This window comes from Streptomyces sp. NPDC102490 (assembly GCF_044765285.1).
Classification (GTDB): domain Bacteria; phylum Actinomycetota; class Actinomycetes; order Streptomycetales; family Streptomycetaceae; genus Streptomyces.
Map to the genome: position 1 here is coordinate 1 of NZ_JBIWJU010000016.1, position 24,169 is coordinate 24,169.

Below are 24,169 nucleotides of genomic sequence, written 5' to 3' on the forward strand. Positions count from 1 at the left end.
GTCGGGTCCTTGTCCAGGTCCAGGACATGCCAGTCACTCGGCCTGTGGCCCACCATCCCCGCAACCCCCGTCAACTCACGCGTCGCATCAGCAACCACCCGTACGCACACGTGAACTTACAAGGAGCAGCAGTTCGAAGAAAGACGGTTCGGGCAGGCACGGCCCGAAGTCAGTCAGTGCCATACCTCGGGGTTCAGGGCCGCCGTGACGTGGAGAGGGCGGGGCGGTCGTAGGGGAAGCCGTCGAGGTCGATGGACGCGTTGGCGCGGTCCGCGCCCTGGCAGAGGACCGAGACGAAGAAGGGGAAGTGGTCCGCGTCCAGGAGCAGGTCCGCGTCGTGGATGACGCCTACGATCCCGACGCCGCGCGTGACGGCTCCGCACAGGTCGCTCAGGCAGTCCACCAGGGCACCCCTTCCAAGCGGGCGATGCCCGTCCGAAATGCCGGGGCAGCTCGTGGGGCGAAGACTACGCAGGGTTCGGAGCGTGGGTGCGGAGGACGCGGGTTCATCGTCTGCGCACCGCCCTCCAGGTGTCGGTCGCCGCGTAAGTGCAGTTCAGCCGCCACGCGTCCAGCTTGTTCCGGACCCTTGAGACCACGCTCCAGCACTTCAGCCACGTCGGCAGTCGTCGGAACGGTACGAAGGTCAGGGTGTCGTCGATGGCGTTCACCGCGATGCTCCGGCGGCCGGGGCCTTCCGCCCGCAGGGCGGCGTACAGCTCGGGCGTCAACGCGCCGTTGAGGCGAGCCGCCGTTCCCGCCGCGGTGAAGGCGAATCCTCGCTGGGCGACGTCCGGGAGTTGCATCGCCCGGACGATCCGGGGTGACGCCTCCTCCAGGGAGCAGTTGAAGGCGAGTCCGATGGCCGCCGTGCCGAGGCTTCTCTCCCCGCGCTCGAATGCGGCGTCCCACTCCGCCGGGTCGTTCAGGGCCAGCAGTCGTTCGCCGGTCTGCCAGTTCCAGTGCGTCGACATGGTCAGTGACACCGGCGTTACCGGTACCAGTCCTCCCCGTCACTTGCCAGAGCGCTGCGAACGAAGGATTCGAGGGTCGGCGACACCAGGGTCCGCTCGTCCGTCTCGTGGTCCCAGACGAGCACCCCCTCACCAGGAGGCCGGCAGGTGAAGGCGAACTGGTCGCCGCCGCCGTTGTCGCCGAAGAAGAGGAGGGAGTCGAAGGGGAGGTACAGCGACCGGTACTGATCGTCACTGCGGAAGGCAAGGTTGTCACGGAGGATGCGTTCCGTCGGCCAGACGACCTCGGTGCCGTACTCGTCCAGCAGGCCGTCGCTCTCCAGGAGGAGCGCGTTGAGTTCGGTCGGGAGGGCGAGCTCCAGTAGTCGCTCGGTCCGGGCCAGGACCTGTGGCTCCGCGGGTCCGCGCGACAGCGCCGACGGGAACGTCCCGATCAGCTCGCGCCATGCCGGTGTCATCGCGGGAGGGTCCAGAAGCGGGAGTCCCGGGTGGGAGGGACCAGGTGGTCGCCGCGGTCAGCGAGTACGTCGGCCATGTCGCGGAAGTACTCCGGCATTCCCTCATCCAGGTCCAGGACGGATTCCTCGGTCACCGGGTCCCCGTGCCCCTCAGTCCACGAACCGGAACGTCGACGTGATGGCGTCGAAGATGTCGAAGAAGGAGTCGGCGAGGTCGAGGACCTGGCTGCTGCCCGCGACCAGGGCGACCTTGCCCTCCTGGCCGGGGACCGGGATGTACGTCTGCATGAGCACCGCGCGGACCGTGCGGTTCAGGGCGTCGCCCGGGACCGGGATGTCCTCCACGCCCTGGGTGCGGGCGGCGGGGCCGACGCCGGGGATGTCGACGGTGGTGACCTTGCGCCAGGAGTCGCCGGGCTTGCGGGCCTCCTTGACGGCGAGTTGGGCGGCTATGGCGCCCGGGTCGGTGGGCAGGGGGTCGCCGGAGGACGTGCGGCCGCCTATCAGGGAGACCGTGACCGAGCCGGTGATCGGGGTGTCGCCGCCGAAGCTCTCCGCCATGCAACCGCAGTACAGCGCGCCCGACTTCCACGCGTCGGACGCCGCCTTCTGGAGGAAGGTGAGGTACGCGGACCGGGAGGGCTTCAGTTCCGGGTACCGGCGGATGCGGTCGTCGACCATGCGGCGGATCGAGTCGTCCCGGGACTCCGGGCGTACGTCGAACTCCCACCAGGACTCCGGCACCTTGATGCGAAAACCGCCCCGTTCGACGGTCAGTGCCTCCGTGTAACGGGCCATGGTGTGCCCGGCCTCCCCGTGTGTCGCTCGATCGGCTGTTCCCGTCATCGTCCCACTGATCGGCGGCCGGACGCCGGTGATGTCCGGCACGGGGGCCCCGACGGCACGGCCCGCGTACCCTCGGTACAGAAAGCCGTTCACCTGTTTGGATGAAAACCTGTCGTGGCCGCTGTAGACAATCAGCCGCTGCTGTGGTTAGGCTTCTGTCGTAGCCAAGAAGTCAGTGAGGCGTGGCAGAGACGAACTGCCCGCATGCAGCACAGCAGGACCAGCAGGACCAGCAACACCCAGCAGTAGCAAGATGTACGGCACGAGGAGAGAAGGAGGAGGACGCCATCAGGATCGCCCGGGCGAGAACGTTCTCACCGGGTACCGCAGGCCCCGGAACGGAAGGTGGTCCCACGGTCACGCATCCGCGATCCCTCAACAGAAGGCCGGCAGTGCAGTAGGCCGGTAGATGGTGTTACAAATCCCTCGGGGCCTTGGTGCCGTACGGCACCAAGGCCCCTCGACGCGCGTTCCGCAAACAGAGGTGCAGATGACCGCAGACACACCGCTCGACCGCATCGACGACGACGACTACCCCGCGTACACCATGGGGCGGGCGGCCGAGATGCTGGGCACCACGCCCGCCTTCCTACGAGCCCTCGGCGAGGCGCGGCTGATCACGCCGCTGCGCTCGGAGGGGGGCCATCGCCGCTACTCCCGCTACCAGCTGCGCATCGCCGCTCGCGCCCGCGAGATGGTCGATCAGGGAACGTCCATCGAGGCGGCCTGCCGCATCATCATCCTGGAGGACCAGCTCGAAGAGGCTCAGCGCATCAACGCGCAGCTGCGCAGCAGTGGCGCCGGGGCGTCCGGAGACAAGCCGGGGAGTGCCCGTACCGCCCGGTAGTGGCACCGACCCGCCCGCTCGGGCGGGCCTGCGGATAAAATCTGTTCTCATGTCGAAGCCTGACGAGCTGCTCGTTGACATTGCCGCCCGTGTGGAGTCCGTGCAGAGCAGTCGAATGTCCTTGACCGTGGTCACCCACGGTGCTGTGATCACCGGCCGCCTGGCCCCCGAGTCCGTGTGGCGGCAGCGGGTGTCGGAGGTGCTGACCGACTCCGCGGACCTGGGCGTCTTCTCCGCCGCCTTCGCCGCTCCGGCGGAGAAGGAGGAACCACCCACCCATCTGCACTTCCATGTCGCCCGCATCCTCCAGGGCACGATGGGGATCCCCGAGACCGGGGGGATGTACCGCGTGGCGATCGAGGACGTCAGCGCCTGGACCGTGGGGGACTTCAGCTACTCCGACCACTGAAACTCGCCGGAATCCCAGAACGGGCCGAACAGTGCGCGGGAATCCGCGTACGTGAATTCCGCACATACCGAAACGCAGCTGGGGCCCGCACCCCGAAGGATGCGGGCCCCAGCTGCGCGTGCGCGCCCGCGGGCGCGCCGACGTCAGGCGAGGACGATGTTCTCGGCCGTCGGGCCCTTCTGGCCCTGCGCGATGTCGAAGTTCACCTTCTGGCCTTCGAGCAGCTCGCGGAAGCCCTGGGCGGCGATGTTCGAGTAGTGGGCGAACACGTCAGCGCCGCCACCGTCCTGCTCGATGAAGCCGAAACCCTTTTCCGCGTTGAACCACTTCACGGTGCCAGTAGCCATGTCTTTTCTCCTTCGGGGCAGTGCACCGGCGCCCGCACTGTACGGACGCCGAGTCGCCGCGATGATCACCCCGACCGGAAAAAGACCGGTGTCAAAATTCGGGAACCACACCTGCAACTGATAACGACAGTAGCACGCAGCACAGCCCCGCGTAGGCCCGGAAATTGCGCTCCGTTCGCCGCCGCAAGGAAACTGTCCACACGTTCCGTAAAACCCTCGTACGGCGGATACAGATTTCAGGGCACCCATTTCACAGGAATTACTTGGCGGGCGGCGAGTTCCGTCAGATGACGCCCTGTGCCAGCATCGCGTCGGCCACCCGCTCGAAGCCGGCGATGTTCGCGCCGGTGACGTAGTCGCCGGGGGCGCCGTAGCGCTCGGCGGTCTCGTGGCAGGTCGTGTGGATGCTGGTCATGATGTCCGCCAGCTCCTCCTCGACCCGCGCCGCCGTCCACGACGTACGGGCGTGGTTCTGCGCCATCTCCAGGGCGCTGACCGCGACGCCGCCCGCGTTGGCCGCCTTGCCGGGGCCGAAGGCGACGCCGGCCTGCTGGAGCAGGTGCACGGCGTCCGGGGTGGTCGGCATGTTGGCGCCCTCGGAGACCGCCTTGACGCCGTTGCGGATCAAGGTGGCGGCGTCGTTCTCGTCCAGTTCGTTCTGCGTGGCCGACGGCAGGGCGAGGTCCGCCGGGACCTCCCAGACGCGGCCGCCGGGGACGAAGCGGGCCGAGCTGCCCCGGCGCTGGGCGTACGCGTCGACGCGGCCGCGCTCGACCTCCTTGATCTGCTTGAGCAGGTCGAGGTCGATGCCCTTCTCGTCGACGACGTAGCCGGAGGAGTCCGAGCAGGTGACGGCGTTGGCGCCGAGGGCGGTCAGCTTCTCGATGGTGTAGATCGCCACGTTTCCGGAGCCCGAGACGACCGCGGTCTGGCCCTCCAGGTCCTCGCCGCGCTCGCGCAGCATCGCCGCCGCGAAGAGCACGTTGCCGTAGCCCGTCGCCTCCGGGCGGATCAGCGAGCCGCCCCAGCCCCGGCCCTTGCCGGTGAGGACGCCGGACTCCCAGCGGTTGGTGATCCGGCGGTACTGGCCGAAGAGGTAGCCGATCTCCCGGCCGCCGACGCCGATGTCACCGGCCGGGACGTCCGTGTGCTCGCCGATGTGCCGGTACAGCTCCGTCATGAAGGACTGGCAGAACCGCATGACCTCCGCGTCGCTGCGCCCGTGCGGGTCGAAGTCGCTGCCGCCTTTGCCACCGCCGATTCCGAGGCCGGTCAGGGCGTTCTTGAAGATCTGCTCGAAGCCCAGGAACTTGATGACGCCCAGGTTGACCGACGGGTGGAAGCGCAGGCCGCCCTTGTACGGGCCCAGCGCGCTGTTGAACTCGACGCGGAAGCCCCGGTTGACGCGGACCCGGCCCTGGTCGTCCTGCCACGGCACCCGGAACATCACCTGGCGCTCCGGCTCGACCAGCCGCTCGATGAGGCCCGGCTCGGCGTACTCGGGCCGGGCCGCGACGACCGGGGCGAGGGTTTCCAGGACCTCGTGCACGGCCTGGTGGAACTCCGGCTGGGCCGGATTGCGGTGCTCGATCTCGGTGCGGAGCTGGTCGAGGGTGGTCTGCGTCTCGCTTCGCGTCGTCGTCACAGGGGCCCTTTCTGGCACGGCGGGCACCGGTCGCGGGCAGCGACCGGTGGGAGGCGCTCGGCGCCGTTGCCGCGCGCGGGACGCTCAAGTGTTACGCGCGGGTAAACCCCGTGGCCAGCACCCGATCACTGAGTGAGACGAAGACCTCCGGGTGACGCCTCCGGGTGACGCTATCCCTCCCCGTTCAGCATCGCGGCGGTCAGGACGTTGCCCGCGACGCCCCAGCCGCCGTCCGGGACCTCGTCGACGAGGACGACGGTGGTCGGCCGGGCGCGCTCCCCGTAGATCTCGGCGTAGAGGTCGGTGGTGCGTTCGACGATCTTCCTCTTGTCCTCCGGCGAGAGCGTGCCCGCGGGGACCTTGAAGTGGGCGAAAGGCATGTCAGATCATCCCTCCGTTGGCGCGCAGGATCTGGCCGTTCACCCAGTGCCCGGCGGGGCTGCCCAGGAAGGCGACCACGGCGGCGATGTCCTCCGGGGTGCCCAGCCGCTCCAGCGGCGGCGTCTTCGCGAGCCGGTCGATCTCCTCGGGCGTCTTGCCGTCGAGGAACAGGTCCGTGGCCGTCGGGCCGGGGGCGACCGTGTTCACGGTGATGTCCCGGCCGCGCAGCTCCCGCGCCAGGATCATCGTCATGGCCTCCACGGCGCCCTTGCTCGCCGCGTAGCCGCCGTACGTGGGGAACTGCGTGCCGACGACGGACGTCGAGAAGCCCACGAACGAGCCGCCGGTACGCAGCCGCCGCGCCGCCTGCTGGGCGACGACGAAGGTGCCGCGGATGTTGGTGCGGTGCATGGCGTCGAGCGCCGCGAGGTCCAGGTCGGCGATCGTCGACAGGGTCATCCGCCCGGCCGCGTTCACGACCAGGTCGACGCCGCCGAACTCCTCCTCCGCCCGGTCGAACAGGGCGGCGACCTCCTTCTCCTCCGCCACGTCGGCCTGGACGGCGAGGGCGCGTCCGCCGGCCCCGGTGATCGCCGCCACCGTCTCGTCGGCTGCGGCGGCGTCACGGGCGTAGTTCACGACGACGGCCAGGCCGTCCTCGGCGAGCTTCTGGGAGACCGCCCGGCCGATGCCGCGGGACCCGCCGGTGACGACGGCGACCCGTTCGGCGGCGGTCTGTTGATGCGTGTGCGTGGTCATGGCTCCACGATGCGCCCGGTCGGCCGCGGCAGCCAGGGGATGCCATCCCCTGGGTCAGCGGCCCGGCCCGGCGCAGAATGGACCGCATGAGCGCTGTGAAGTACGCCGAGCTGGGGGCGTTCCTGCGGTCGCGGCGCGAGCGCATCCGCCCCGCCGACGTCGGTCTCCCGGCCGGGCCGCGCCGCCGGGTGCCGGGGCTGCGCCGCGAGGAGGTCGCCCAGCTCGCCGGGGCCTCCGTGGACTACTACAACGAGCTGGAGCGCGGCGCCGGGTCCCAGCCGTCCGAGCAGATGATCGCCGCACTGGCGCGTGCGCTGCGGCTGTCCGCCGACGAGCGGGACTATCTGTACCGGCTCGCCGACCGGCCGGTGCCGGTGCAGGGCGGGCCTGCCTCGCACGTGCACCCCGGCATGCTGGACCTGCTGGAGCGCATGACGTCCACACCGGCGCAGGTGATCACCGACCTGCACGTCACCCTCGTACAGAATCCGCTGGCGGTGGCGCTGCTCGGGGACCAGTCCGGTTACCGGGGGCCCCGGGCCAGCTTCGTGCACCGGTGGTTCACCGAGCCGGAGGCCCGGCTGCTGTATCCGGAGGCCGACCACGAGACCCAGTCCCGCGCCTTCGTCGCCGACCTGCGGGCCGCCGCCGCCCGGCGGGACGCGAAGGACGCGGAAGCCGGCTCGATGATCCGTACGCTGCTCGGCGTGTCCCCCGAGTTCGCCGCGCTGTGGGCCGACCACGAGGTGGCCTTCCGGCGCGACGACCGGAAACGGCTCGTCCACCCGGTGATCGGCCTGATCGAGGTCAACTGCCTCAACCTGTTCAGCGAGGACGGCCGCCAGCGGCTCCTGTGGTTCACCCCGGCCGTCGGGACCGACAGCGCGGGGTTGCTGGAGTTGTTGGCGGTCGTCGGAACGCAGGAGGTCAGCGCCGCGACGCGTACGGCAGGAAGCTCGCCCAGGCGGCAGGGGTGAGGGCCAGGCGGGGGCCGTCGGCATCGGTGGTCTTGGAGTCGCGGACGTGGACGGTGCCGGGGGTGACGGCCAGCTCGACGCAGGAGTTGCCGTCCGTACCGCTGCTGTAGCTGCTCTTGAACCAGACCAGTTCGGTCTCGCGGATCATGTTTCTCCCAGCAGTTTTTCGATGAAGGCACGTGACTCTCTCGGTGGGAGAGCCTGCGCCCGGATGGTGCCATACCGCAGCTCAAGGATGCGCAGCTCCCTGGGCTCAGCCGTCGGCCGACCGTTGAACGCACCGTCGCTGCGCCCCACTGCCGTACCGTCCGGGAACTTCAGCAGCTCGATCTTGCCGTCCACACCCGGGTGGGCTTCAGTGTTCGTCGGCATCACCTGAAGTGAGACGTGGTTCAACGATCCCACCTCCAACAGGCGTTCGAGCTGCTGCTGCCTCACCATTGTGCCGCCAACCGGCCGTCGCAACGGTGCCTCTTCCAGGACGAAGTGGATCGACGGCGCCGGATCGCGTTCGAAGACCGACTGCCGAGCCATGCGGGCAGCCACCATCCGCTGTACGTCGTCCGCGGAGTACGGCGGCTGGGCCGCTTCCATCAGCGCGCGGGCATGCTCCGGTGTCTGCAACAGCCCGTGGACGCTGTTGCACTCGTAGATGCCGATCTCGACCGCGTTCGCCTCCAGCTTCCCCAGCTCCCGCACCTTCTTCGGGTACCGGACCTTCTTCACGTCCTCCCACGCCGCCGAGATGAGCCCACCGGCCCCCAGTACCTCGTCGGCCCTGTCCAGATACTCCTGCCGGGGAATCCGCCGGCCGCCCTCGACCTTGTAGACCAGGTCCTCCCCGTACCCGACCGCCACTCCGAACTCGCCGGCGCGCATCCCCGCGGCCTCGCGGCGAAGCTTCAACTGCCGTCCCACCGTGGTGATGACCGCGACGCCCCACTCGTCGTCGGGGTCGACCTCCCACCCCGACTCGTCCGTCTCGACCGTCATCCCGCTCCCCTTCGTCGTGCTCGCCGTGTTGCCCCCAGCGCCCTACCCGTACGGCACGTACCGACAGCCCCGACAGCGATGGACAACCACCGGACAGTCACGGCACGTACCCGCTGAGTCACTTTTCACGGTACGCACACGCCGCCACGCTGAGTGACGTGAATCAGAAATCCGCCGAACTCCCGATGTCCGTCCGCAACTTCAGCGTGCAGTTGTCCCCCACGCCCCGCGGTGCCCGTCTCGCCCGTCTGCTCGCGACCGAGCAACTCCGCGCCTGGGGTCTGCCTCTGGACCCGGCACGCCTCCTCGTCGCCGAGCTGGCCAACAACGCGAGCGCCCACGGACGCGTCCCGGGTCGCGATTTCCGGCTCACCCTCTACGTCGTCGGCGACACCCTCCGTATCGAGGTGACCGACACCCGGGGTGAAGAACTCCCCCAGCCTCAACAGCCCTCCCCCGAGGCGGAATCCGGGCGGGGCCTGCTGCTGGTGGAGGCGCTGGCGAGCCGCTGGGGAGTGACGGAGGGGCGCTTCCCGCGCAAGACGGTCTGGGCGGAGCTGCGCTGCACGCCACCGGGACCCACGTTCTGAGGTTCCGGTGCCCTGCCAAGAGCGCCGCGAGCGCCACCGCACCGAGTCCGGCCGCACCGTCTCCCCCGACCACGGACACGAGCTGATTCCCCGCCTCGAGCAGACCCCGGGCGCCCTCAGCCCGGTGCGCAGCTGGGTCCTGGCCTGGGCGAGGGACATCGAGATCGCCCGACGCCCGACGAACTGGTCAGAGCGGCGGAAGCGCTCTACGTCCTGGGCTTCTGAGCGGAGGGGCGAGTAGCCCTCCCGCCCTCACGCCACCGTCGACACGCAGAACGGGTGTCCCGCCGGGTCCAGGAGGACCCGCCAGCGGTCCGGGGACGGCTGGAAGTCGGGCTTCGTGGCGCCCAGGGCGAGCAGGCGGGCCTCCCCCGCGTCCAGGTCCTCGGCGCCGACGTCGAGGTGGGCCTGCTTCTCCTGGTCGGTGCCCGGCCAGGTGGGCGGGCGGTAGTCGGGCAGGCGACAGAAGCCGAGGCCGGGCGCGCCGTCCTTGCCGCCGAGGAGGTAGAAGTCGTCGGTGTGGAAGGCGACGGAGAGGCCCAGGGCCTCGCCCCAGAAGCGGGCCAGCGCGGCGGGGTCGGAGCAGTCGAAGGTGACGGCCGAGTAGCGGAACGTCGGCGCCGGGGAGTTCTGCGGTGTCGTCATGGGAGAGACCGTAGGACGTGACCAGGACAGGTTCGGTCCTGGTCGGCGGCGGATGCGTGGAAGACTTCGGGACCGTGCTCAGTACTTCCGCCCGGCTGCTGCGGCTGGTCTCCCTGCTCGCCGTCCGTCCCGCCTGGACCTGCGGCGAGCTGGCCGAGCGGATGGAGGTCACCGAGCGGACCGTGCGGCGGGACGTGGCGCGGCTGCGGGAGCTGGGGTACGCCGTCGACTCCGATCCGGGGCCGTGGGGCGGGTACCGGCTGCGGCCGGGGACGCGTACGCCGCCGTTGATCCTGGACGACGAGGAGGCCCTCGCCGTGGCCGTGGGGCTGCGCGAGGCCGCGCTGAGCGGGGCGCTCGGCGGGGACCAGGCGGCGTTGTCGGCGCTGCTGAAGCTGCGGCAGGTGCTGCCCAAGCGGCTGGGCGACCGGCTCGGGGACATGGACGCCGCGTTCGTGCAGACGCCGAGGGCCGGGGAACCGCAGGTCGCGGCGGGGATGCTGCTGGAGCTGGCGGCCGCGTGCCGGCGGGGCGAGCGGGCCCGGATGGCGTACCGGGACTGGGGAGGGCGGGCCAGTGTGCGGGACGTCGACCCCTACCGGCTCGTGCACACCGGGCGGCGTTGGTACTTCGTGGCACGGGATGTCGAGCGGGGCGAGTGGCGGACGTTCCGGGCGGACCGGGTCGAGCGGGTGCAGCCGACCGGGCGGCCCGTCGAGTTCAGCGAACCGCTGCCCGATCCGGCGCTGCTCGTGTCCCGCGCGAGCGCAACCGGGCCGTACGCGGTGCTGGCCACCGTCCGCCTGCCGGTGCCCATGGAGCAGGCGCTGCGGTCCATTCCCGCGACGGTCGGGCTGCACCGGGCCGACGGGCCGGACGCCACGGTCGTCGAGGTCGGCGGATCGAGCGTGGAGGGACTGGCCAGGTATCTGTTCAGCCTCGCCACTCCGTTGCGCGTCCTGGCGCCGGACTCCGTACGGGAAGCGCTGCTGCGCCGGACCCGGGAACTGCTCGCCGCGAACGACGACGCGGGTACTTGAAGTTTCCTCCACAGGTCCGTACCAACCCCTTGCCCCCGTCCTCCCCGCGTCGCAAGCTCCCCTCATGGAGCTGGAGTTGCGGCATCTCAGGACGGTCCGGGCCATCGCCGACGCCGGCAGCCTCACCAGGGCGGCGACGGCTCTCGGCCTCGCGCAGCCCGCGTTGAGCGCACAGCTCAAGCGGATCGAACGAGCCCTGGGCGGTGCGCTGTTCGTGCGCGGCCGGCACGGGGTGCGGGCCACCGCGCTGGGCGAACTGGTGCTGGAGCGGAGCCGGATCGTGTTGCCCGCGGTGACCGAGCTGCAACAGGAGGCGGCCCGGTTCGCCCGCGCCCCGCGCACGACCGAGCGGCTGCGGATCGGCGGCACCCACGGGCCCTTACTGGGCGCCCTGCTCGACCGGCTGGCCGGTGTGGCGCCCGACGCCCGGATGACGACCTGCACCTCCTGGTCCGAGCGGGAGCTGGCCGGGCAGCTCGCCGAGGGGCGGCTGGACTTCGCGCTGGCCGGTACCTGCGGCACCGCGTCGCCGCCGCCCGGGGAGGGTCTGGTGTGGCGGGAGGTCGCCGTAGACCCGGTGTTCGTCATGGTGTCCGAGGACCACCCGCTCGCCCGCCGCACGGAGGTGGACCTGACCGAGCTGGCCGACGAGGAGTGGTCCTGCGTACCCGGCGACGGCTGCTTCGGCGACTGTTTCACCGCCTCGTGCGCCCGCGCGGGCTTCACCCCGCGCCGCATGTACGAGACGGACACCGCGTCCCTCGTGCACCTGGTGCAGGTGGGGCGGGCGGTCGGGCTGTGCCGGGCGACCTTCCCGACCACGCCCCAGATCGTCACCCGGCCGCTGACCGGCACCCCGCTGACCTGGCGGCACCTGCTCGGCTGGCACGCGGCGACGCAGCGGCAGGACACCGCCGCGGCGGTGCTCTCGCAGGCGCGCATGGCGCACGCGGGCGTGGCGGCGAACAGCGACAGCTACACGGAGTGGATGTCGGCCCACCGGGTTCCGTAACACCGGTCTCCGCGACACGAGTTCCGTATCACGGGCTCCGTAACGCCGGGTTCCATAACACCGGGGAGAGGGACGACTGACCTCTTATGCCGGCCGGTCGGCCCTCCCTACGGTTTCGGCACCTCCCCACCGAGACCGAGGAGACCCCCCATGCCCCACCGACACCGACACCGCAGAGCCGTGGGTGCCGCCGTCGCCGCGACCGCGGCCCTGCTCGTGGCCGGGCTCAGCGGCTCCGCGAGCGCCGGGACGGCACCCGCCGACTCCGCCCCCACCGCCGCCGAGACCCTGCGCACCGACGCCGCGCCCCCGGCTCTCCTCCAGGCCATGCAGCGGGACCTCGGCCTCGACCGTCGGCAGGCGCGGCACCGCCTCGCCAACGAGGCCGAGGCGGGTGCCACGGCGGGCCGGCTGCGGGCCGCGCTCGGCGGCGACTTCGCGGGCGCGTGGGTGGACGGTGCCGAGTCCGGCACGCTGACCGTGGCGACGACCGACGCGGGCGACGTCGCCGCGATCGAGGCGCGCGGCGCCGAGGCGAAGGTCGTACGCCACTCGCTCGCCGACCTGGACGCGGCCAAGGCCCGCCTGGACGCGGCGGCGGCCGGTCGGAACACCGCCGACGCGCCCGTCTGGTACGTCGACACCCGCGCCAACACCGTCGTCGTCGAGGCGATACGTCCGGCCGCGGCGCGTGCGCTGCTGGCGGCGGCCGGTGCCGACCGGTCCCTCGCCCGGGTCGAGTCCCGCACCGAGCGGCCCCGCACCTTCTACGACCTGCGCGGCGGCGAGGCGTACTACATCAACAACAGCAGCCGCTGCTCGATCGGCTTCCCCGTCACCAGGGGCACCCAGCAGGGCTTCGCCACCGCGGGGCACTGCGGCCGGGCCGGCGCCGGTACGACGGGCGCCAACCGGGTGGCCCAGGGCACCTTCCAGGGTTCCATCTTCCCGGGCCGCGACATGGCGTGGGTGGCCACCAACTCCAGCTGGACGGCGACCCCGTACGTCCTCGGCGCCGGTGGGCAGAACGTCCAGGTCACCGGGTCCACGGTGGCTCCGGTGGGCGCCTCCGTGTGCCGTTCCGGCTCGACGACCGGCTGGCACTGCGGCACCATCACGCAGCAGAACACCAGCGTCACCTACCCGGAGGGCACCATCTCCCCGGTCACCAAGACCACGGTGTGCGCCGAGCCCGGTGACTCCGGCGGCTCCTACCTCTCCGGCAGCCAGGCGCAGGGCGTCACCTCGGGCGGGTCCGGCGACTGCCGGTCCGGCGGCGAGACCTTCTTCCAGCCGATCAACGCGCTGCTCCAGAACTACGGGCTCACGCTGAAGACGACCGGCGGCGACGGCGGCGAGGAGCCCGGCGAGCCCGGCGGCACCTGGGCGGCGGGCACCGTCTACCAGCCGGGCGACACCGTGACCTACGGCGGCGCCACGTACCGCTGCCTCCAGGGCCACCAGGCCTACCCGGGCTGGGAGCCGCCGAACGTTCCCGCGCTCTGGCAGCGGGTGTGACACCCCACTGACCCCCACAGGGGACAACGGGGGACGGGTCCGGGCGTGCGTGAGGGAGAGCGCCCGGGCCCGGTCACGTCCGCCTCAGGTACGGGTGACCTGGCCGCAGTCTCCCGGTCCGGAGCCGGTGACGGGGCGGCTGCGGTCGTAGGGGTCGGTCCGGGGGCCGGTGGGCCGCGCGCCGCCGGGACCGTCGTCGTCGGGGAAGCCGGGGTGCAGGAAGCCGTCGTAGACGTCGCAGTCGGTGTTGCCGTACTCGGAGAAGTACTTCTCCACCAGGAGCCTGCCCTCGGTCACGTTCCACCTGGCCGGGTCGTTCAGGGTCAGGGTGAGCACGCGGCGGATGATGGTGCGGGCGACCGGTCCGTCCGCGTCGTGGGCCCGCACCCGCGGGTAGACGAAGGTGTAGTCCGCGTTGACCTTGACCACGCCCGGTTCACCGGCGGCGAGCGTCATGCGGCCACGGACCTTGACGACGTCACCGGCCGGGCGGGTCTCGGCCGGGTCGAAGCGGGTGAAGAGGCGGAGCGGGTCGTGGTCCTCGTCGGGGCTGCTCAGGGAGCGGCGCAGCTTCGGCAGCAGCTCCGGCTGCTTCGGGTCGAGGACGGCCAGCGCCTCGTCCGGGTGTCCGCCGCGCAGTACGGCGGGGTCCAGGTTGGCGGCGACCAGGAGGTCCTTGGTGCGGCGCAGCGCGAACGCCACGTCGTCCTCGCTCATGCCGGACAGCGCCTTCGCCCGCGGCACCGCGATGGCGTCGGCGCCCTCGGCCCACCGCTCGGCGGGCGAGCCGCGGAACGGGTGCGCGCGGGTGGCCCGTTCGGACCCGGCGGGCTCGCCGGGAGCACCGGTCGGTCGCGCCGTCTCGGCCGCCATGGTCGGCGCCGCGGAGGCGTCGTCCCCGCCGGGCAGCCGGTCCAGGAGCAGGGAGGGCCGTACGGCGACCACCGCGAGCGCCGCCAGCACCAGGACGCCGACGACCGCGCCGATCAAACGCCGACGCGGGCGGCCGTCGCCTTTCGGGGCGCGTTGAGGGGCACGCCAGGGCGTCGGCTCCTCCTCCTCGCGCAACCGCCGGGCCACCATCCGCGCCCGCGCCGACGGCTCCTTGGGCGCGGCGGCGGCACCGCCTTCGGCGGCTTCGCGCAGGAACGCCTCCCACTGCTCGTCGGAGATCGAGGGGGCCGGTTCGTCGCCGGAACGGTCGGGAGGGGGCGGGACGGAACTCACGGGCTCACTTTCCTGGTGACGGTGGCGAGTGGCGGTGGCAGTGACGGTGGCGATGGGCGAGTGGCTGCGGGCGGCCGGGGCGGGGCTCCCGGTGATCAGTCGTGCCGCGTCAGGCACGCAGATACGTCAGCACCGCCAGCACCCTGCGGTGGGTCTCGGTCGCCGGGGGCAGGTCGAGCTTGGTGAGGATGCTGCCGATGTGCTTGCCCACGGCCGCCTCGGAGACGACGAGTTCACGGGCGATGGCCGCGTTGGACCTGCCCTCCGCGATCAGCGCGAGCACCTCGCGCTCGCGCGGGCTGAGCCGCTCCAGCGGGTCCCGGCGGCGGCGCAGCAACTGGCGTACCACCTCCGGGTCGACGACCGTGCCGCCGTCCGCGACCTCGGCCAGCGCGTCGACGAACTCCTCGACCTGGCCGACGCGGTCCTTGAGCAGGTAGCCGACGCCGGTGCCGTCGCCGGAGTCCAGCAGCCCGGCCGCGTAGGCCCGTTGGACGTACTGGCTGAGGACCAGGACGGGCAGGGTGGGCCGCTCCTCGCGCAGCCGTACGGCCGCGTGCAGGCCCTCGTCCTGGAAGCCGGGCGGCATCCGGACGTCGGTGACGACGACGTCCGGGACGTGCTCCCGCACGGCCGCGACGAGGGCCTCCGCGTCGCCGACGGCGGCCACGACCTCGTGGCCGAAGCGGGTGAGCAGGCCGGTCAGGCCGTCCCGCAGCAGCACGCTGTCCTCGGCCAGTACTACGCGCAGGGATCGCGGGGGCCGCACGGATCGCAAGGAATCTCCACGCTCAGCAGGGTCGGTCCGCCCGGCGGGCTGGACAGGGAGAGTCTGCCATCCAGCACCGACACCCGGTCGGCGAGTCCGGTCAGTCCGCTGCCCGCCGCGGCGTCGGCCCCGCCGCGCCCGTCGTCGCGGACCCGCAGCACGAGCCGTCCGTCGCGGTGGCCGCCGGTCACCTCCGCGCGGGCGGCGCCGCTGTGTCTGCCGATGTTGGCGAGGGCCTCGCAGACCACGAAGTAGGCGGCGGCCTCGACCGCCTGGGGCAGCCGTCCGGGCAGTTCCAGGGCGACGTCGACGGGGACGGCGGAGCGGTCGGCGGCGTCGGCGACGGCCGCCGGCAGGCCGTAGTCGGCGAGGACCTTGGGGTGGATGCCGTGGATGAGTTCGCGCAGTTCCGCCAGGGCCTTGCCCGCCTCGCCGTGCGCCTTGGCGAGCTGGTCGGCCAGCGGTCCCGGCGGGGCGTCCAGGCGGGCCAGACCGAGGGCCATGGTCAGGGCGACCAGGCGCTGCTGGGCGCCGTCGTGCAGGTCGCGTTCGATCCGGCGCCGCTCGGCCTCGAAGGCGTCCACCAACCGCACCCGGGAGCGGGTGAGTTCGACGACCCTGGCCTCCGGGTCGCCCCCGCGCGCCGCGCCCACGAGCACGCGGGCCAGCTCGGCCCGCGCGCCCGCCGCGAGGCCCAGCGCGTAGCCGCCGAGGGCGAGGAGCAGCAGCCCGAGCACCGCGACGCCGGACGCGGCCGGCCAGGTGGTGACCGTCCACTGCTTGAGGACCTTCGCCTCCTCTCCCCCGCCGGACGTGGCCATCAGCAGCGGGGTGGCGGCGAGATGGAGGGGCGCCGCCAGGGCGAACGCGACGACCAGGGCGTCCAGCGGCCAGAGCAGCAGGGCGAACAGCAGCGCGTGGCCCAGCTCCCGCCAGGTCGCCCGCTCGCGCAGGCGGGTGATCAGCCAGGGCCAGGGGCCGGTGGCGGGCGGCTGCCGTACGGGCCGGGTGGGGGCCGGGGCCCGGTCGATCAGGCGCAGCCGGTGCCGTTCCAGGCGGGCCACGGGGATGCCGAGCAGGGCGGTGAGCACCAGCAGCGGCAGGCCCACCAGGACCACGGAGAGTACGCCCGCGACGGCGAGGGCGGTCACGGTCCCCACCAGGACCACGGCACCGGCCACCGCCCCCGTCACCAGGTAGGCGACGGCACGCCAGGGCCAGGCCGAGAGCAGGTAACCGCGGGCGGACAGGGCCTGCCAGACGGTGCGGGGGCCGGGAGGGCGGGGAGCGGGGCCGGGATGCATGCGGATCACCGTAGGACCCGAGCGGGCGGCGCGGCCATCGGTCCAGTGGGCGTCCGGGGGGTATGGCCCGCCCTACCTCCGTTCTCGCCCCTGCCGCACTGCGCCGGGGCGGTCGCGGGCGGTTTCGTGGTGCCGGTCAGCGAGTGATCGGCCCATCCGCCACCCGGCGCCCCTCGGCGCCCTTCCGGCGCCCGACGAACGGGGACACATGAACCACCTCGACATGAACCACATCGACGACATCCGCGGCACAGGCGGCATCCACTGCACCGGCGGCATCCACGGCACAGGCGGCACCGACGACGCGGTCCGGCTGCGTTCCGTCACCCGGCGGTACGGGGCGGGCGACGGCGCGGTGACGGCCCTCGACGCCGTCTCCGCCGCCTTCGCCCGGGGCACGTTCACCGCGGTGATGGGCCCCTCCGGCTCGGGCAAGTCGACCTTCCTCCAGTGCGCGGCGGGTCTCGACCGGCCCACCTCGGGCTCGGTCCTCCTCGGCGGCACGGAGCTGACCGGGCTGAGCGAACGGCGGCTGACGCTGCTGCGCCGGGACCGCGTCGGCTTCGTCTTCCAGGCGTTCAACCTGCTGCCGTCGCTGACCGCCGAGCAGAACGTCGCGCTCCCCCTGCGGCTGTCCGGCCGCCGCCCGCCCCGTGGCCGGGTGCGTGAGGTGCTGGGCCGGGTGGGTCTCGCCGACCGCGCCCGGCACCGGCCCACCGAGCTGTCCGGCGGCCAGCAGCAACGCGTCGCCCTGGCCCGCGCGTTGGTCACCCGCCCCGAGGTGCTGTTCGCCGACGAGCCGACGGGGGCGCTGGACTCCCACACCGGCCGCGAGGTGCTGACCCTGCTGCGCGGCATGGTCGACGTCGACGGCCAGACGGTCGTCATGGTCACCCACGACCCGGTGGCCGCCGCCCGCGCCGACCGCGTGCTGTTCCTCGCCGACGGCCGCGTCCACGACGAACTGACCGGCTCCGGAGCAGAGGCCATCGCCGCCCGCATGACCCGCCTGGAGGCCACCCCGTGCTGAGCAACACCCCACACCGGGCCACCCTCACCCGTACCGCCATCACCCCGGCCCCGGACCCGGACCCGGCACCACCGACGCCACCGCACCCCGCCCCGGCCGGAGGCCACCCCGTGCCGCCCCGCACCCAGCCCGGCACGCGCCCCCACCGGCCCACCCGCACCACCGCCACACCGGCCCGGGAACCGGCACCAGCGCCCCCACCACCACACCCACCGCGCCCCTCCCCACCCCCCGGCAGCCGACCGGACGCACCGCACGTCGGCGCCGCCGGCGCCGCCACCCCCTCACCCCGGCCGGAGGCCACCCCGTGCTGATGCTCACCCTGTGCACCCTGCGCACCCGTTGGGTCTCCTTCGTCGGGAGTTTCGTCGCGTTGGCGCTCGGCGTCGCGCTGCTGACCGCCACGGGGCTGGCGCTGGCCGCCTCGCTGGACGCGCCCGACCGGGCACCGGAGCGGTTCGCCGCCGCGCCGGTGGTGGTGCGGGGGCAGGACACCCTGCGGGTGGCGACGCCCGCCGGGGAGCGTACGGAGGAGCTGGCCCGGCCGCGTGCCGTGCCCGAGGCCGTCGTGGCCCGGCTGGAGCGGCTCGGCACCGTCGTCGAGGACCGGTCCTTCCCGGTACGCGTCCGGGGCGGGCACGGCCCCGGTGAGCTGGTGGGCCACCCCTGGTCCACGGCCGCGTTCGCCCCGTACCGGATCGACGCGGGCCGCGCGCCCCGCACCGCCGCCGAGGTCGTCGTCACCGGCGGCTGGGCCGCGCCGGGCGAGCGGGTGCGCACGGACCGGGGCACCCTGCGGGTGGTGGGGACCGTGCCCGGCCTCGGGTTCGAGGACGCCGTCTTCTTCACCGACGCGCGGGCCGCCGCACTCGCCCCGGTCAGCGTCCAGTCGGCGGTCGACGCGGAGGCGTCCGCCGTACGGGAGGCGGTACGGGACGCCGTACGGGACGCGGTGCCCGGCAGCGCGGGCGTGCGGGTGCTCACCGGGGACGCGCGGCGGTACGCGGACGCCGACCCCGGCCGGGACGCCGAGGCGCTGACCGCCCTGAACGCCCTGTTCGGCACGGCCGGCGGCGTCACCGCCTTCGTGTCGGTGTTCGTCGTGGCGTCCACCTTCGCCTTCGCGGTCGCCCAGCGGCGCCGGGAGTTCGGGCTGCTGCGCACGGCGGGGGCGACGCCGGGGCAGCTCCGCCGGACGGTGGTCGCCGAGGCCGCGCTGGTCGGCGTCCTCGCCTCCGGCACCGGCTGCGTGCTCGGCGCGTACGGTGCGCCGCCGCTGGTGCGCCGGGTGGCCGACGAGGGGCTGGCCCCGGCCTGGTTCACCCTCGGCGACCACACCTGGCCCTTCCACCTGGCCTTCTGGACCGGGCTGCTGGTCGCCCTGTGCGGCGTGGTCGCGGCGTCCTGGCGGGCGGGGCGCACCGCCCCGGTCGAGGCGCTGCGGGAGGCGTCGGTGGACGCCGGGGCGATGACCCGGGGGCGGTGGCTGTGCGGGCTGGGGCTGCTGCTGACCGCCCTGGTGACCCTCGTCCTCGCCCTCGCGGACGACCCCGGCGACCTGCTGCACCGCAAGACCTATGTGACGCGCCCGATGGTGCTGATCGCCGCGGCGGCGCTGCTCGCACCGGTCGTGGTGCGCCCGCTGACCCGGCTGCTGACCTGGCTGCCGGCCCGCCTGCCGGGCGCCACGGGTCTGCTGGTCCGCCAGAACGCGGCGGCCGGGGTCCGCCGTACCGCGGCCCTCGCGGCGCCCGTGCTGGTCACGGTCGCGCTCACGGGCTCGCTGCTCGGCACCGTCGCGACCCTGGACGCGGCGAAGACCGCCGAGGCCCGGGCGCGGACCACCGCAGCCTTCGTGGCCACCGCCCCGCCCGGAGCGGGCTTCGACGCGGCGGCCGTGCAGCGCCTGCGCGCGGTGCCCGGGGCGCGGATCTCCCCGAGCGCGTCCGGCGCGGTATACGTGCTGGAGGACGGCGTGGCCCTGATCCGGTCCGACGCGCGCGCCGTCGCCGACCCCGGCGCCCTCGCCGCGACCACCCGGCTCCCCCTCGCGCGGGGGCGGGTCACCGGCCTGGACGACCACTCGATCATCGTGAACGAGGAGTGGGCGGAGCACACGGTCGGCCGCACCGTGCGGGTCCGGCTCGGGGACGGCACGGCGAAGACGCTGCGCATCGCCGCGGTGATGCGCACCGGCACCGGCGACAACGGCGTCTACGTCACCGCGGCCAACGCCGCCGGCGCCCCCGTCGACCGGGTGGACGTGGCCCTCGCCGACGGCGCCGACGCCGACGCGGTGGCCGCCGGGCTGCGCGAGGCGGTGGCGGCGTCCGGCGGACGGGTGGCGAGCGGGGACGAGTGGGCCGCGGCGGCCTCCCCCGGGCCCGGGGGCGCGACGCGGACGGGCCTGCTCCTGGTCCTCGGCATCGCCCTGCTCTACACCGGGATCTCCGTGGTCAACACCCTGCTGATGGCGACGTCCGACCGGGTCCGCGAGCTGGCCATGCTGCGGCTCGCCGGGGCCACCGACCGGCAGGTGCTGCGGCTGGTCGCCGTCGAGTCGCTGACGGTCGCCGCGGCCGGTGCCCTCCTCGGGCTGGTCGTCGCCGGGCTCGACCTGGCCGGGACGGGGGCGGCGCTGGGCCTGCTCTCGGTCCCCGCCGCGCCGGTGGTGCCGTGGGCGGCCGTCGGCACGGTCGCGGGTGCCTGCGCGGTGCTCGCGGTCGTCGCCTCGGTGGTCCCGGCGGGCCTGGCCCTGCGCCGCCGGGCGGTGGAGGCCGCCGGCATCCGGGAGTGAAGACCGGTGAAATGGCGAAAGGGCCCGTACGACCGAAGTCGTACGGGCCCTTTCAGGCATCAGCCCATGTCAGGTCGGGGCGACCGACAAGCAAGCGGAGCTTACTTGTTGATCTTGGTGACCTGGCCGGCGCCCACGGTCCGGCCACCCTCGCGGATGGCGAACTTCAGGCCCTCTTCCATGGCGACGGGCTGGATGAGCTCCACCTTCATCTCGGTGTTGTCACCCGGCATGACCATCTCGGTGCCCTCGGGGAGGGTCACGACGCCGGTCACGTCCGTCGTACGGAAGTAGAACTGCGGACGGTAGTTGTTGAAGAAGGGGGTGTGACGGCCACCCTCGTCCTTCGACAGGATGTAGGCCTGGGCCTCGAACTCGGTGTGCGGGGTGACCGAACCGGGCTTGATGATGACCTGGCCGCGCTCCACGTCCTCGCGCTTGATGCCACGGAGGAGCAGACCGACGTTCTCACCGGCCTGGCCCTCGTCGAGGAGCTTGCGGAACATCTCGATGCCGGTGACCGTGGTGGTGGTCTTCTCGGTCTTGATGCCGATGATGTCGACGGTCTCGTTGACCTTGAGGACACCACGCTCGATGCGGCCGGTGACGACCGTACCGCGACCGGTGATGGTGAAGACGTCCTCGATCGGCATCAGGAACGGCTTGTCGACGTCGCGCTCGGGCTCCGGGATGGACTCGTCCACGGCCTTCATGAGCTCGAGGACCGAGTTGCCCCACTCCTTGTCGCCCTCGAGGGCCTTCAGAGCGGAGACCTTGACGACCGGCAGCTCGTCGCCCGGGAACTCGTACTCGGAGAGGAGCTCACGCACCTCGAGCTCGACGAGCTCCAGGATCTCCTCGTCGTCCACCATGTCGGCCTTGTTCAGGGCGACGACGATGTACGGAACGCCGACCTGGCGGGCCAGGAGCACGTGCTCCTTGGTCTGCGGCATCGGGCCGTCGGTGGCGGCGACCACGAGGATGGCGCCGTCCATCTGCGCCGCACCCGTGATCATGTTCTTGATGTAGTCCGCGTGACCGGGGCAGTCGACGTGGGCGTAGTGACGGGTCTCCGTCTGGTACTCGACGTGCGCGATGGAGATGGTGATACCGCGCTGGCGCTCCTCGGGAGCCTTGTCGATCTGGTCGAAGGCCGAGGCCTCGTTCAGGTCCGGGTACGCGTCGTGCAGCACCTTGGTAATGGCGGCCGTGAGGGTCGTCTTACCGTGGTCGATGTGACCGATGGTGCCGATGTTGACGTGCGGCTTAGTCCGCTCGAACTTCGCCTTCGCCACTGGGGTCCTCCTGTGGAGTGGTTCTGTACGCCTTACTCATCGGCGCCAGGTGATCTTTGCTGGAAAGCCCGGGTGCCGGGGGCATTCCGCCGGTTCACGGCGGAATGCCCCATGCAGGCTCCGGGGTCAAGCCTAAAGCGTGTTCGCGGGGTCCGTTAAACGGAGTCCGTCACTCGCCCTTGGCCTTCGCGATGATCTCCTCGGCGACGTTCCGGGGAACCTCGGCGTAGGAGTCGAACTGCATCGAGTAGCTTGCGCGACCCGACGTCTTGCTGCGGAGGTCTCCGACGTAGCCGAACATCTCCGACAGCGGCACAAGGCCCTTCACGACGCGGGCACCCATCCGCTCCTCCATGGCCTGGATCTGGCCACGGCGGGAGTTGATGTCGCCGATGACGTCGCCCATGTAGTCCTCGGGCGTGGTGACCTCGACGGCCATCATCGGCTCGAGGAGCACGGGCGAAGCCTTGCGCGCGGCCTCCTTGAAGGCCTGCGAACCGGCGATCTTGAAGGCGAGCTCGGAGGAGTCGACCTCGTGGTAGCCACCGTCGATGAGCGTGACGCGAACGCCCGTCATCTCGTAGCCGGCCAGGATGCCGAACTGCATGGCCTCCTGGGCACCGGCGTCCACCGAAGGGATGTACTCCTTCGGGATACGGCCACCGGTCACCTTGTTCACGAACTCGTACGAGGCGTCGCCGCCCTCGATCGGCTCGATCGCGATCTGCACCTTGGCGAACTGACCGGTACCACCGGTCTGCTTCTTGTGGGTGTAGTCCACGCGCTCGACGGTCTTGCGGATCGTCTCACGGTAGGCGACCTGAGGCTTGCCGACGTTGGCCTCGACCTTGAACTCACGGCGCATGCGGTCGACCAGCACCTCGAGGTGCAGCTCGCCCATACCACCGATGATGGTCTGGCCCGTCTCCTCGTTCGTGCTGACCTGGAAGGAGGGGTCCTCCTCGGCCAGGCGCTGGATCGCGACGCCGAGCTTCTCCTGGTCGCCCTTCGACTTGGGCTCGATGGCGACCTGGATGACCGGCGCCGGGAAGTCCATGGACTCCAGGATGACCGGGCTCTTGTCGTCGGACAGCGTCTCACCGGTGGTGGTCTGCTTCAGGCCCATGACGGCGACGATGTCACCGGCGCCCACCGACTCGATCTCCTCACGCTTGTTGGCGTGCATGCGGTAGATCTTGCCGATGCGCTCCTTGCGGCCCTTGACCGAGTTCAGCACCGCGGTGCCGGACTCCAGGCGGCCGGAGTACACCCGGACGAAGGTGAGCTTGCCGAGGTGCGGGTCGCTCATGATCTTGAAGGCGAGCGCGGCGAGCGGCTCGTCCTCAGACGGCTTGCGCTTGACGACGACCTCGGGGTCCTTGACGTCGTGGCCCTCGATGGCCTCGACGTCGAGCGGGGTCGGCAGGTAGCGCACGACCGCGTCGAGCAGGGGCTGGACGCCCTTGTTCTTGAACGCGGTGCCGCAGAACACCGGGGTGACCGTGGTGTCGCTGGACTTGCCGGAGGCGATGGTGATGCGACGGATCGCGGCGTACAGCTGCTCCTCGGTGGGCTCCTCGCCCTCCAGGTACAGCTCCATGATCTCTTCGTCGTTCTCCGCGACGGCCTCGATCAGCTTGCCGCGCCACTCCTCGGCGGCCTCGGTGTGCGTGGCCGGGATGTCGACGGTGTCGTACATCTCGCCCTTGGCGGCCTCGGCGGACCACACGAGCGCCTTCATGCGGACCAGGTCCACGACGCCCTTGAAGTCGGCCTCGGCGCCGATCGGGAGCTGCATGACCAGCGGCTGGGCACCCAGGCGGTCCGAGATCATCTCCACGCAGCGGTGGAACTCGGCGCCGGTGCGGTCCAGCTTGTTGACGAAGCAGATACGCGGCACGCCGTAACGGTCGGCCTGACGCCACACCGTCTCGGACTGCGGCTCGACACCGGCGACACCGTCGAACACGGTCACGGCACCGTCGAGCACACGCAGGGAACGCTCCACCTCGACGGTGAAGTCGACGTGCCCCGGGGTGTCGATGATGTTGATCGTGTAGTCGTTGTCCTCGAGCGGCCAGTGACAGGTGGTCGCAGCAGACGTGATCGTGATGCCACGCTCCTGCTCCTGCTCCATCCAGTCCATCGTGGCGGCGCCGTCGTGGACCTCACCGATCTTGTACGACACACCGGTGTAGAACAGGATCCGCTCGGTGGTGGTCGTCTTGCCCGCGTCGATGTGGGCCATGATCCCGATGTTGCGGACCTTGGCCAGGTCAAGTGAAGTGGTAGCCATAAGGCTTCAG

The 24,169-nt window shown here is 72.0% G+C and carries 26 protein-coding genes; 9 read left to right on the plus strand and 17 right to left on the minus strand.

Features of this window, described 5'->3' with window-relative positions:
* Positions 1 to 193: 193 nt before the first annotated feature.
* The 5 genes from ACIRGB_RS31780 to ACIRGB_RS31800 all read right to left on the minus strand — a co-directional run bounded on the left by ACIRGB_RS31780 (position 194) and on the right by ACIRGB_RS31800 (position 2,230).
* Entirely contained in the window at positions 194 to 403 is a 210-nt protein-coding gene (locus tag ACIRGB_RS31780; protein ID WP_403872266.1) for a hypothetical protein, read from the minus strand.
* Between the two features lie 103 nt (positions 404 to 506).
* Positions 507 to 974, minus strand: coding sequence for a hypothetical protein (locus ACIRGB_RS31785; RefSeq protein WP_403872268.1), 468 nt, complete (start codon positions 972 to 974; stop codon positions 507 to 509).
* A 17-nt stretch (positions 975 to 991) separates the two neighbouring features.
* The gene (locus ACIRGB_RS31790; RefSeq protein WP_403872270.1) at positions 992 to 1,432 is read right to left on the minus strand and encodes an SMI1/KNR4 family protein; all 441 of its coding nucleotides are present in this window, start codon (positions 1,430 to 1,432) and stop codon (positions 992 to 994) included.
* Positions 1,429 to 1,566 (minus strand): hypothetical protein, encoded by a 138-nt coding sequence (locus ACIRGB_RS31795; RefSeq protein WP_403872272.1) that lies wholly within the window; start codon positions 1,564 to 1,566, stop codon positions 1,429 to 1,431. The genes ACIRGB_RS31790 and ACIRGB_RS31795 overlap by 4 nt, the downstream gene beginning before the upstream one ends.
* Before the next feature lie 16 nt (positions 1,567 to 1,582).
* Positions 1,583 to 2,230, minus strand: a complete 648-nt coding sequence (locus ACIRGB_RS31800; protein ID WP_403872274.1) for a hypothetical protein — start codon at positions 2,228 to 2,230, stop codon at positions 1,583 to 1,585.
* Positions 2,231 to 2,768: 538 nt separating this feature from the next.
* Here ACIRGB_RS31800 and ACIRGB_RS31805 point away from each other — a divergent pair.
* Together ACIRGB_RS31805 and ACIRGB_RS31810 are read left to right on the plus strand one after the other, a co-directional pair.
* Positions 2,769 to 3,125 carry a MerR family transcriptional regulator gene (locus tag ACIRGB_RS31805; RefSeq protein ID WP_403872276.1) on the plus strand — a complete coding sequence of 119 codons (357 nt, stop codon included), beginning with the start codon at positions 2,769 to 2,771 and terminating at the stop codon, positions 3,123 to 3,125.
* A gap of 49 nt (positions 3,126 to 3,174) precedes the next feature.
* On the plus strand, positions 3,175 to 3,534 hold the full coding sequence (locus ACIRGB_RS31810; RefSeq protein WP_403872278.1) for a hypothetical protein: 360 nt from the start codon (positions 3,175 to 3,177) through the stop codon (positions 3,532 to 3,534).
* A 143-nt stretch (positions 3,535 to 3,677) separates the two neighbouring features.
* Here ACIRGB_RS31810 and ACIRGB_RS31815 read toward each other — a convergent pair whose 3' ends face one another.
* The 4 genes from ACIRGB_RS31815 to ACIRGB_RS31830 form a co-directional block, all read right to left on the minus strand.
* Positions 3,678 to 3,881, minus strand: a complete 204-nt coding sequence (locus ACIRGB_RS31815) for a cold-shock protein (protein ID WP_003974279.1) — start codon at positions 3,879 to 3,881, stop codon at positions 3,678 to 3,680.
* Positions 3,882 to 4,164: 283 nt separating this feature from the next.
* Positions 4,165 to 5,526 carry an NADP-specific glutamate dehydrogenase gene (gene gdhA / locus ACIRGB_RS31820; RefSeq protein ID WP_403872280.1) on the minus strand — a complete coding sequence of 454 codons (1,362 nt, stop codon included), beginning with the start codon at positions 5,524 to 5,526 and terminating at the stop codon, positions 4,165 to 4,167.
* A gap of 170 nt (positions 5,527 to 5,696) precedes the next feature.
* Entirely contained in the window at positions 5,697 to 5,906 is a 210-nt protein-coding gene (locus ACIRGB_RS31825) for a 4-oxalocrotonate tautomerase family protein (RefSeq protein ID WP_123625775.1), read from the minus strand.
* 1 nt (position 5,907) lies between these two features.
* Positions 5,908 to 6,666 (minus strand): SDR family oxidoreductase, encoded by a 759-nt coding sequence (locus tag ACIRGB_RS31830; protein ID WP_403872282.1) that lies wholly within the window; start codon positions 6,664 to 6,666, stop codon positions 5,908 to 5,910.
* A gap of 77 nt (positions 6,667 to 6,743) precedes the next feature.
* Here ACIRGB_RS31830 and ACIRGB_RS31835 point away from each other — a divergent pair, with 77 nt between their 5' ends.
* Complete coding sequence (locus tag ACIRGB_RS31835) at positions 6,744 to 7,643, plus strand: helix-turn-helix transcriptional regulator (RefSeq protein WP_356364039.1); 900 nt, start codon at positions 6,744 to 6,746, stop codon at positions 7,641 to 7,643.
* Here ACIRGB_RS31835 and ACIRGB_RS31840 read toward each other — a convergent pair.
* Both ACIRGB_RS31840 and ACIRGB_RS31845 read right to left on the minus strand, forming a co-directional pair.
* Positions 7,594 to 7,791: a DUF397 domain-containing protein gene (locus ACIRGB_RS31840; RefSeq protein ID WP_403872284.1), complete on the minus strand. Its 198-nt coding sequence runs from the start codon at positions 7,789 to 7,791 to the stop codon at positions 7,594 to 7,596. The two genes, ACIRGB_RS31835 and ACIRGB_RS31840, sit on opposite strands and share 50 nt — an antisense overlap.
* Complete coding sequence (locus tag ACIRGB_RS31845; RefSeq protein WP_403872286.1) at positions 7,788 to 8,636, minus strand: helix-turn-helix domain-containing protein; 849 nt, start codon at positions 8,634 to 8,636, stop codon at positions 7,788 to 7,790. Before ACIRGB_RS31845 ends, ACIRGB_RS31840 begins: the two co-directional genes overlap by 4 nt.
* Positions 8,637 to 8,794: 158 nt before the next feature.
* Here ACIRGB_RS31845 and ACIRGB_RS31850 point away from each other — a divergent pair, with 158 nt between their 5' ends.
* On the plus strand, positions 8,795 to 9,226 hold the full coding sequence (locus ACIRGB_RS31850) for an ATP-binding protein (protein ID WP_403872288.1): 432 nt from the start codon (positions 8,795 to 8,797) through the stop codon (positions 9,224 to 9,226).
* A gap of 252 nt (positions 9,227 to 9,478) precedes the next feature.
* Here ACIRGB_RS31850 and ACIRGB_RS31855 read toward each other — a convergent pair whose 3' ends face one another.
* A complete protein-coding gene (locus ACIRGB_RS31855; RefSeq protein WP_403872290.1) occupies positions 9,479 to 9,871 on the minus strand; it encodes a VOC family protein in 393 nt (130 codons plus the stop codon).
* Positions 9,872 to 9,945: 74 nt separating this feature from the next.
* Between ACIRGB_RS31855 and ACIRGB_RS31860 the strand changes: the two genes are divergently transcribed.
* The 3 genes from ACIRGB_RS31860 (at position 9,946) to ACIRGB_RS31870 (ending at position 13,441) form a co-directional block, all read left to right on the plus strand.
* A complete protein-coding gene (locus ACIRGB_RS31860) occupies positions 9,946 to 10,911 on the plus strand; it encodes a helix-turn-helix transcriptional regulator (RefSeq protein WP_403872292.1) in 966 nt (321 codons plus the stop codon).
* A 64-nt stretch (positions 10,912 to 10,975) separates the two neighbouring features.
* Positions 10,976 to 11,923 (plus strand): LysR substrate-binding domain-containing protein, encoded by a 948-nt coding sequence (locus ACIRGB_RS31865; protein ID WP_403872294.1) that lies wholly within the window; start codon positions 10,976 to 10,978, stop codon positions 11,921 to 11,923.
* Positions 11,924 to 12,073: 150 nt separating this feature from the next.
* On the plus strand, positions 12,074 to 13,441 hold the full coding sequence (locus tag ACIRGB_RS31870; RefSeq protein ID WP_403872296.1) for an alpha-lytic protease prodomain-containing protein: 1,368 nt from the start codon (positions 12,074 to 12,076) through the stop codon (positions 13,439 to 13,441).
* Between the two features lie 84 nt (positions 13,442 to 13,525).
* On the opposite strand, the gene ACIRGB_RS31875 is transcribed toward ACIRGB_RS31870, so the two are convergent.
* From ACIRGB_RS31875 to ACIRGB_RS31885, 3 genes are all read right to left on the minus strand, one after another.
* Positions 13,526 to 14,668, minus strand: coding sequence for a hypothetical protein (locus tag ACIRGB_RS31875; protein ID WP_403872298.1), 1,143 nt, complete (start codon positions 14,666 to 14,668; stop codon positions 13,526 to 13,528).
* Positions 14,669 to 14,777: 109 nt separating this feature from the next.
* Positions 14,778 to 15,437 carry a response regulator transcription factor gene (locus ACIRGB_RS31880; protein WP_356364017.1) on the minus strand — a complete coding sequence of 220 codons (660 nt, stop codon included), beginning with the start codon at positions 15,435 to 15,437 and terminating at the stop codon, positions 14,778 to 14,780.
* Positions 15,410 to 16,741, minus strand: coding sequence for a sensor domain-containing protein (locus ACIRGB_RS31885; RefSeq protein ID WP_403872300.1), 1,332 nt, complete (start codon positions 16,739 to 16,741; stop codon positions 15,410 to 15,412). The genes ACIRGB_RS31880 and ACIRGB_RS31885 overlap by 28 nt, the downstream gene beginning before the upstream one ends.
* Positions 16,742 to 16,949: 208 nt before the next feature.
* Here ACIRGB_RS31885 and ACIRGB_RS31890 point away from each other — a divergent pair, with 208 nt between their 5' ends.
* Together ACIRGB_RS31890 and ACIRGB_RS31895 are read left to right on the plus strand one after the other, a co-directional pair.
* Positions 16,950 to 17,771: an ABC transporter ATP-binding protein gene (locus ACIRGB_RS31890; RefSeq protein ID WP_403872302.1), complete on the plus strand. Its 822-nt coding sequence runs from the start codon at positions 16,950 to 16,952 to the stop codon at positions 17,769 to 17,771.
* Positions 17,772 to 18,084: 313 nt separating this feature from the next.
* The gene (locus tag ACIRGB_RS31895; protein WP_403872564.1) at positions 18,085 to 20,568 is read left to right on the plus strand and encodes an FtsX-like permease family protein; all 2,484 of its coding nucleotides are present in this window, start codon (positions 18,085 to 18,087) and stop codon (positions 20,566 to 20,568) included.
* A gap of 101 nt (positions 20,569 to 20,669) precedes the next feature.
* Here ACIRGB_RS31895 and tuf read toward each other — a convergent pair whose 3' ends face one another.
* Positions 20,670 to 21,863, minus strand: coding sequence for an elongation factor Tu (tuf, locus tag ACIRGB_RS31900; RefSeq protein ID WP_053135585.1), 1,194 nt, complete (start codon positions 21,861 to 21,863; stop codon positions 20,670 to 20,672).
* A gap of 169 nt (positions 21,864 to 22,032) precedes the next feature.
* A complete protein-coding gene (gene fusA, locus ACIRGB_RS31905) occupies positions 22,033 to 24,159 on the minus strand; it encodes an elongation factor G (RefSeq protein WP_403872304.1) in 2,127 nt (708 codons plus the stop codon).
* Between the last annotated feature and the right edge of the window lie 10 nt (positions 24,160 to 24,169).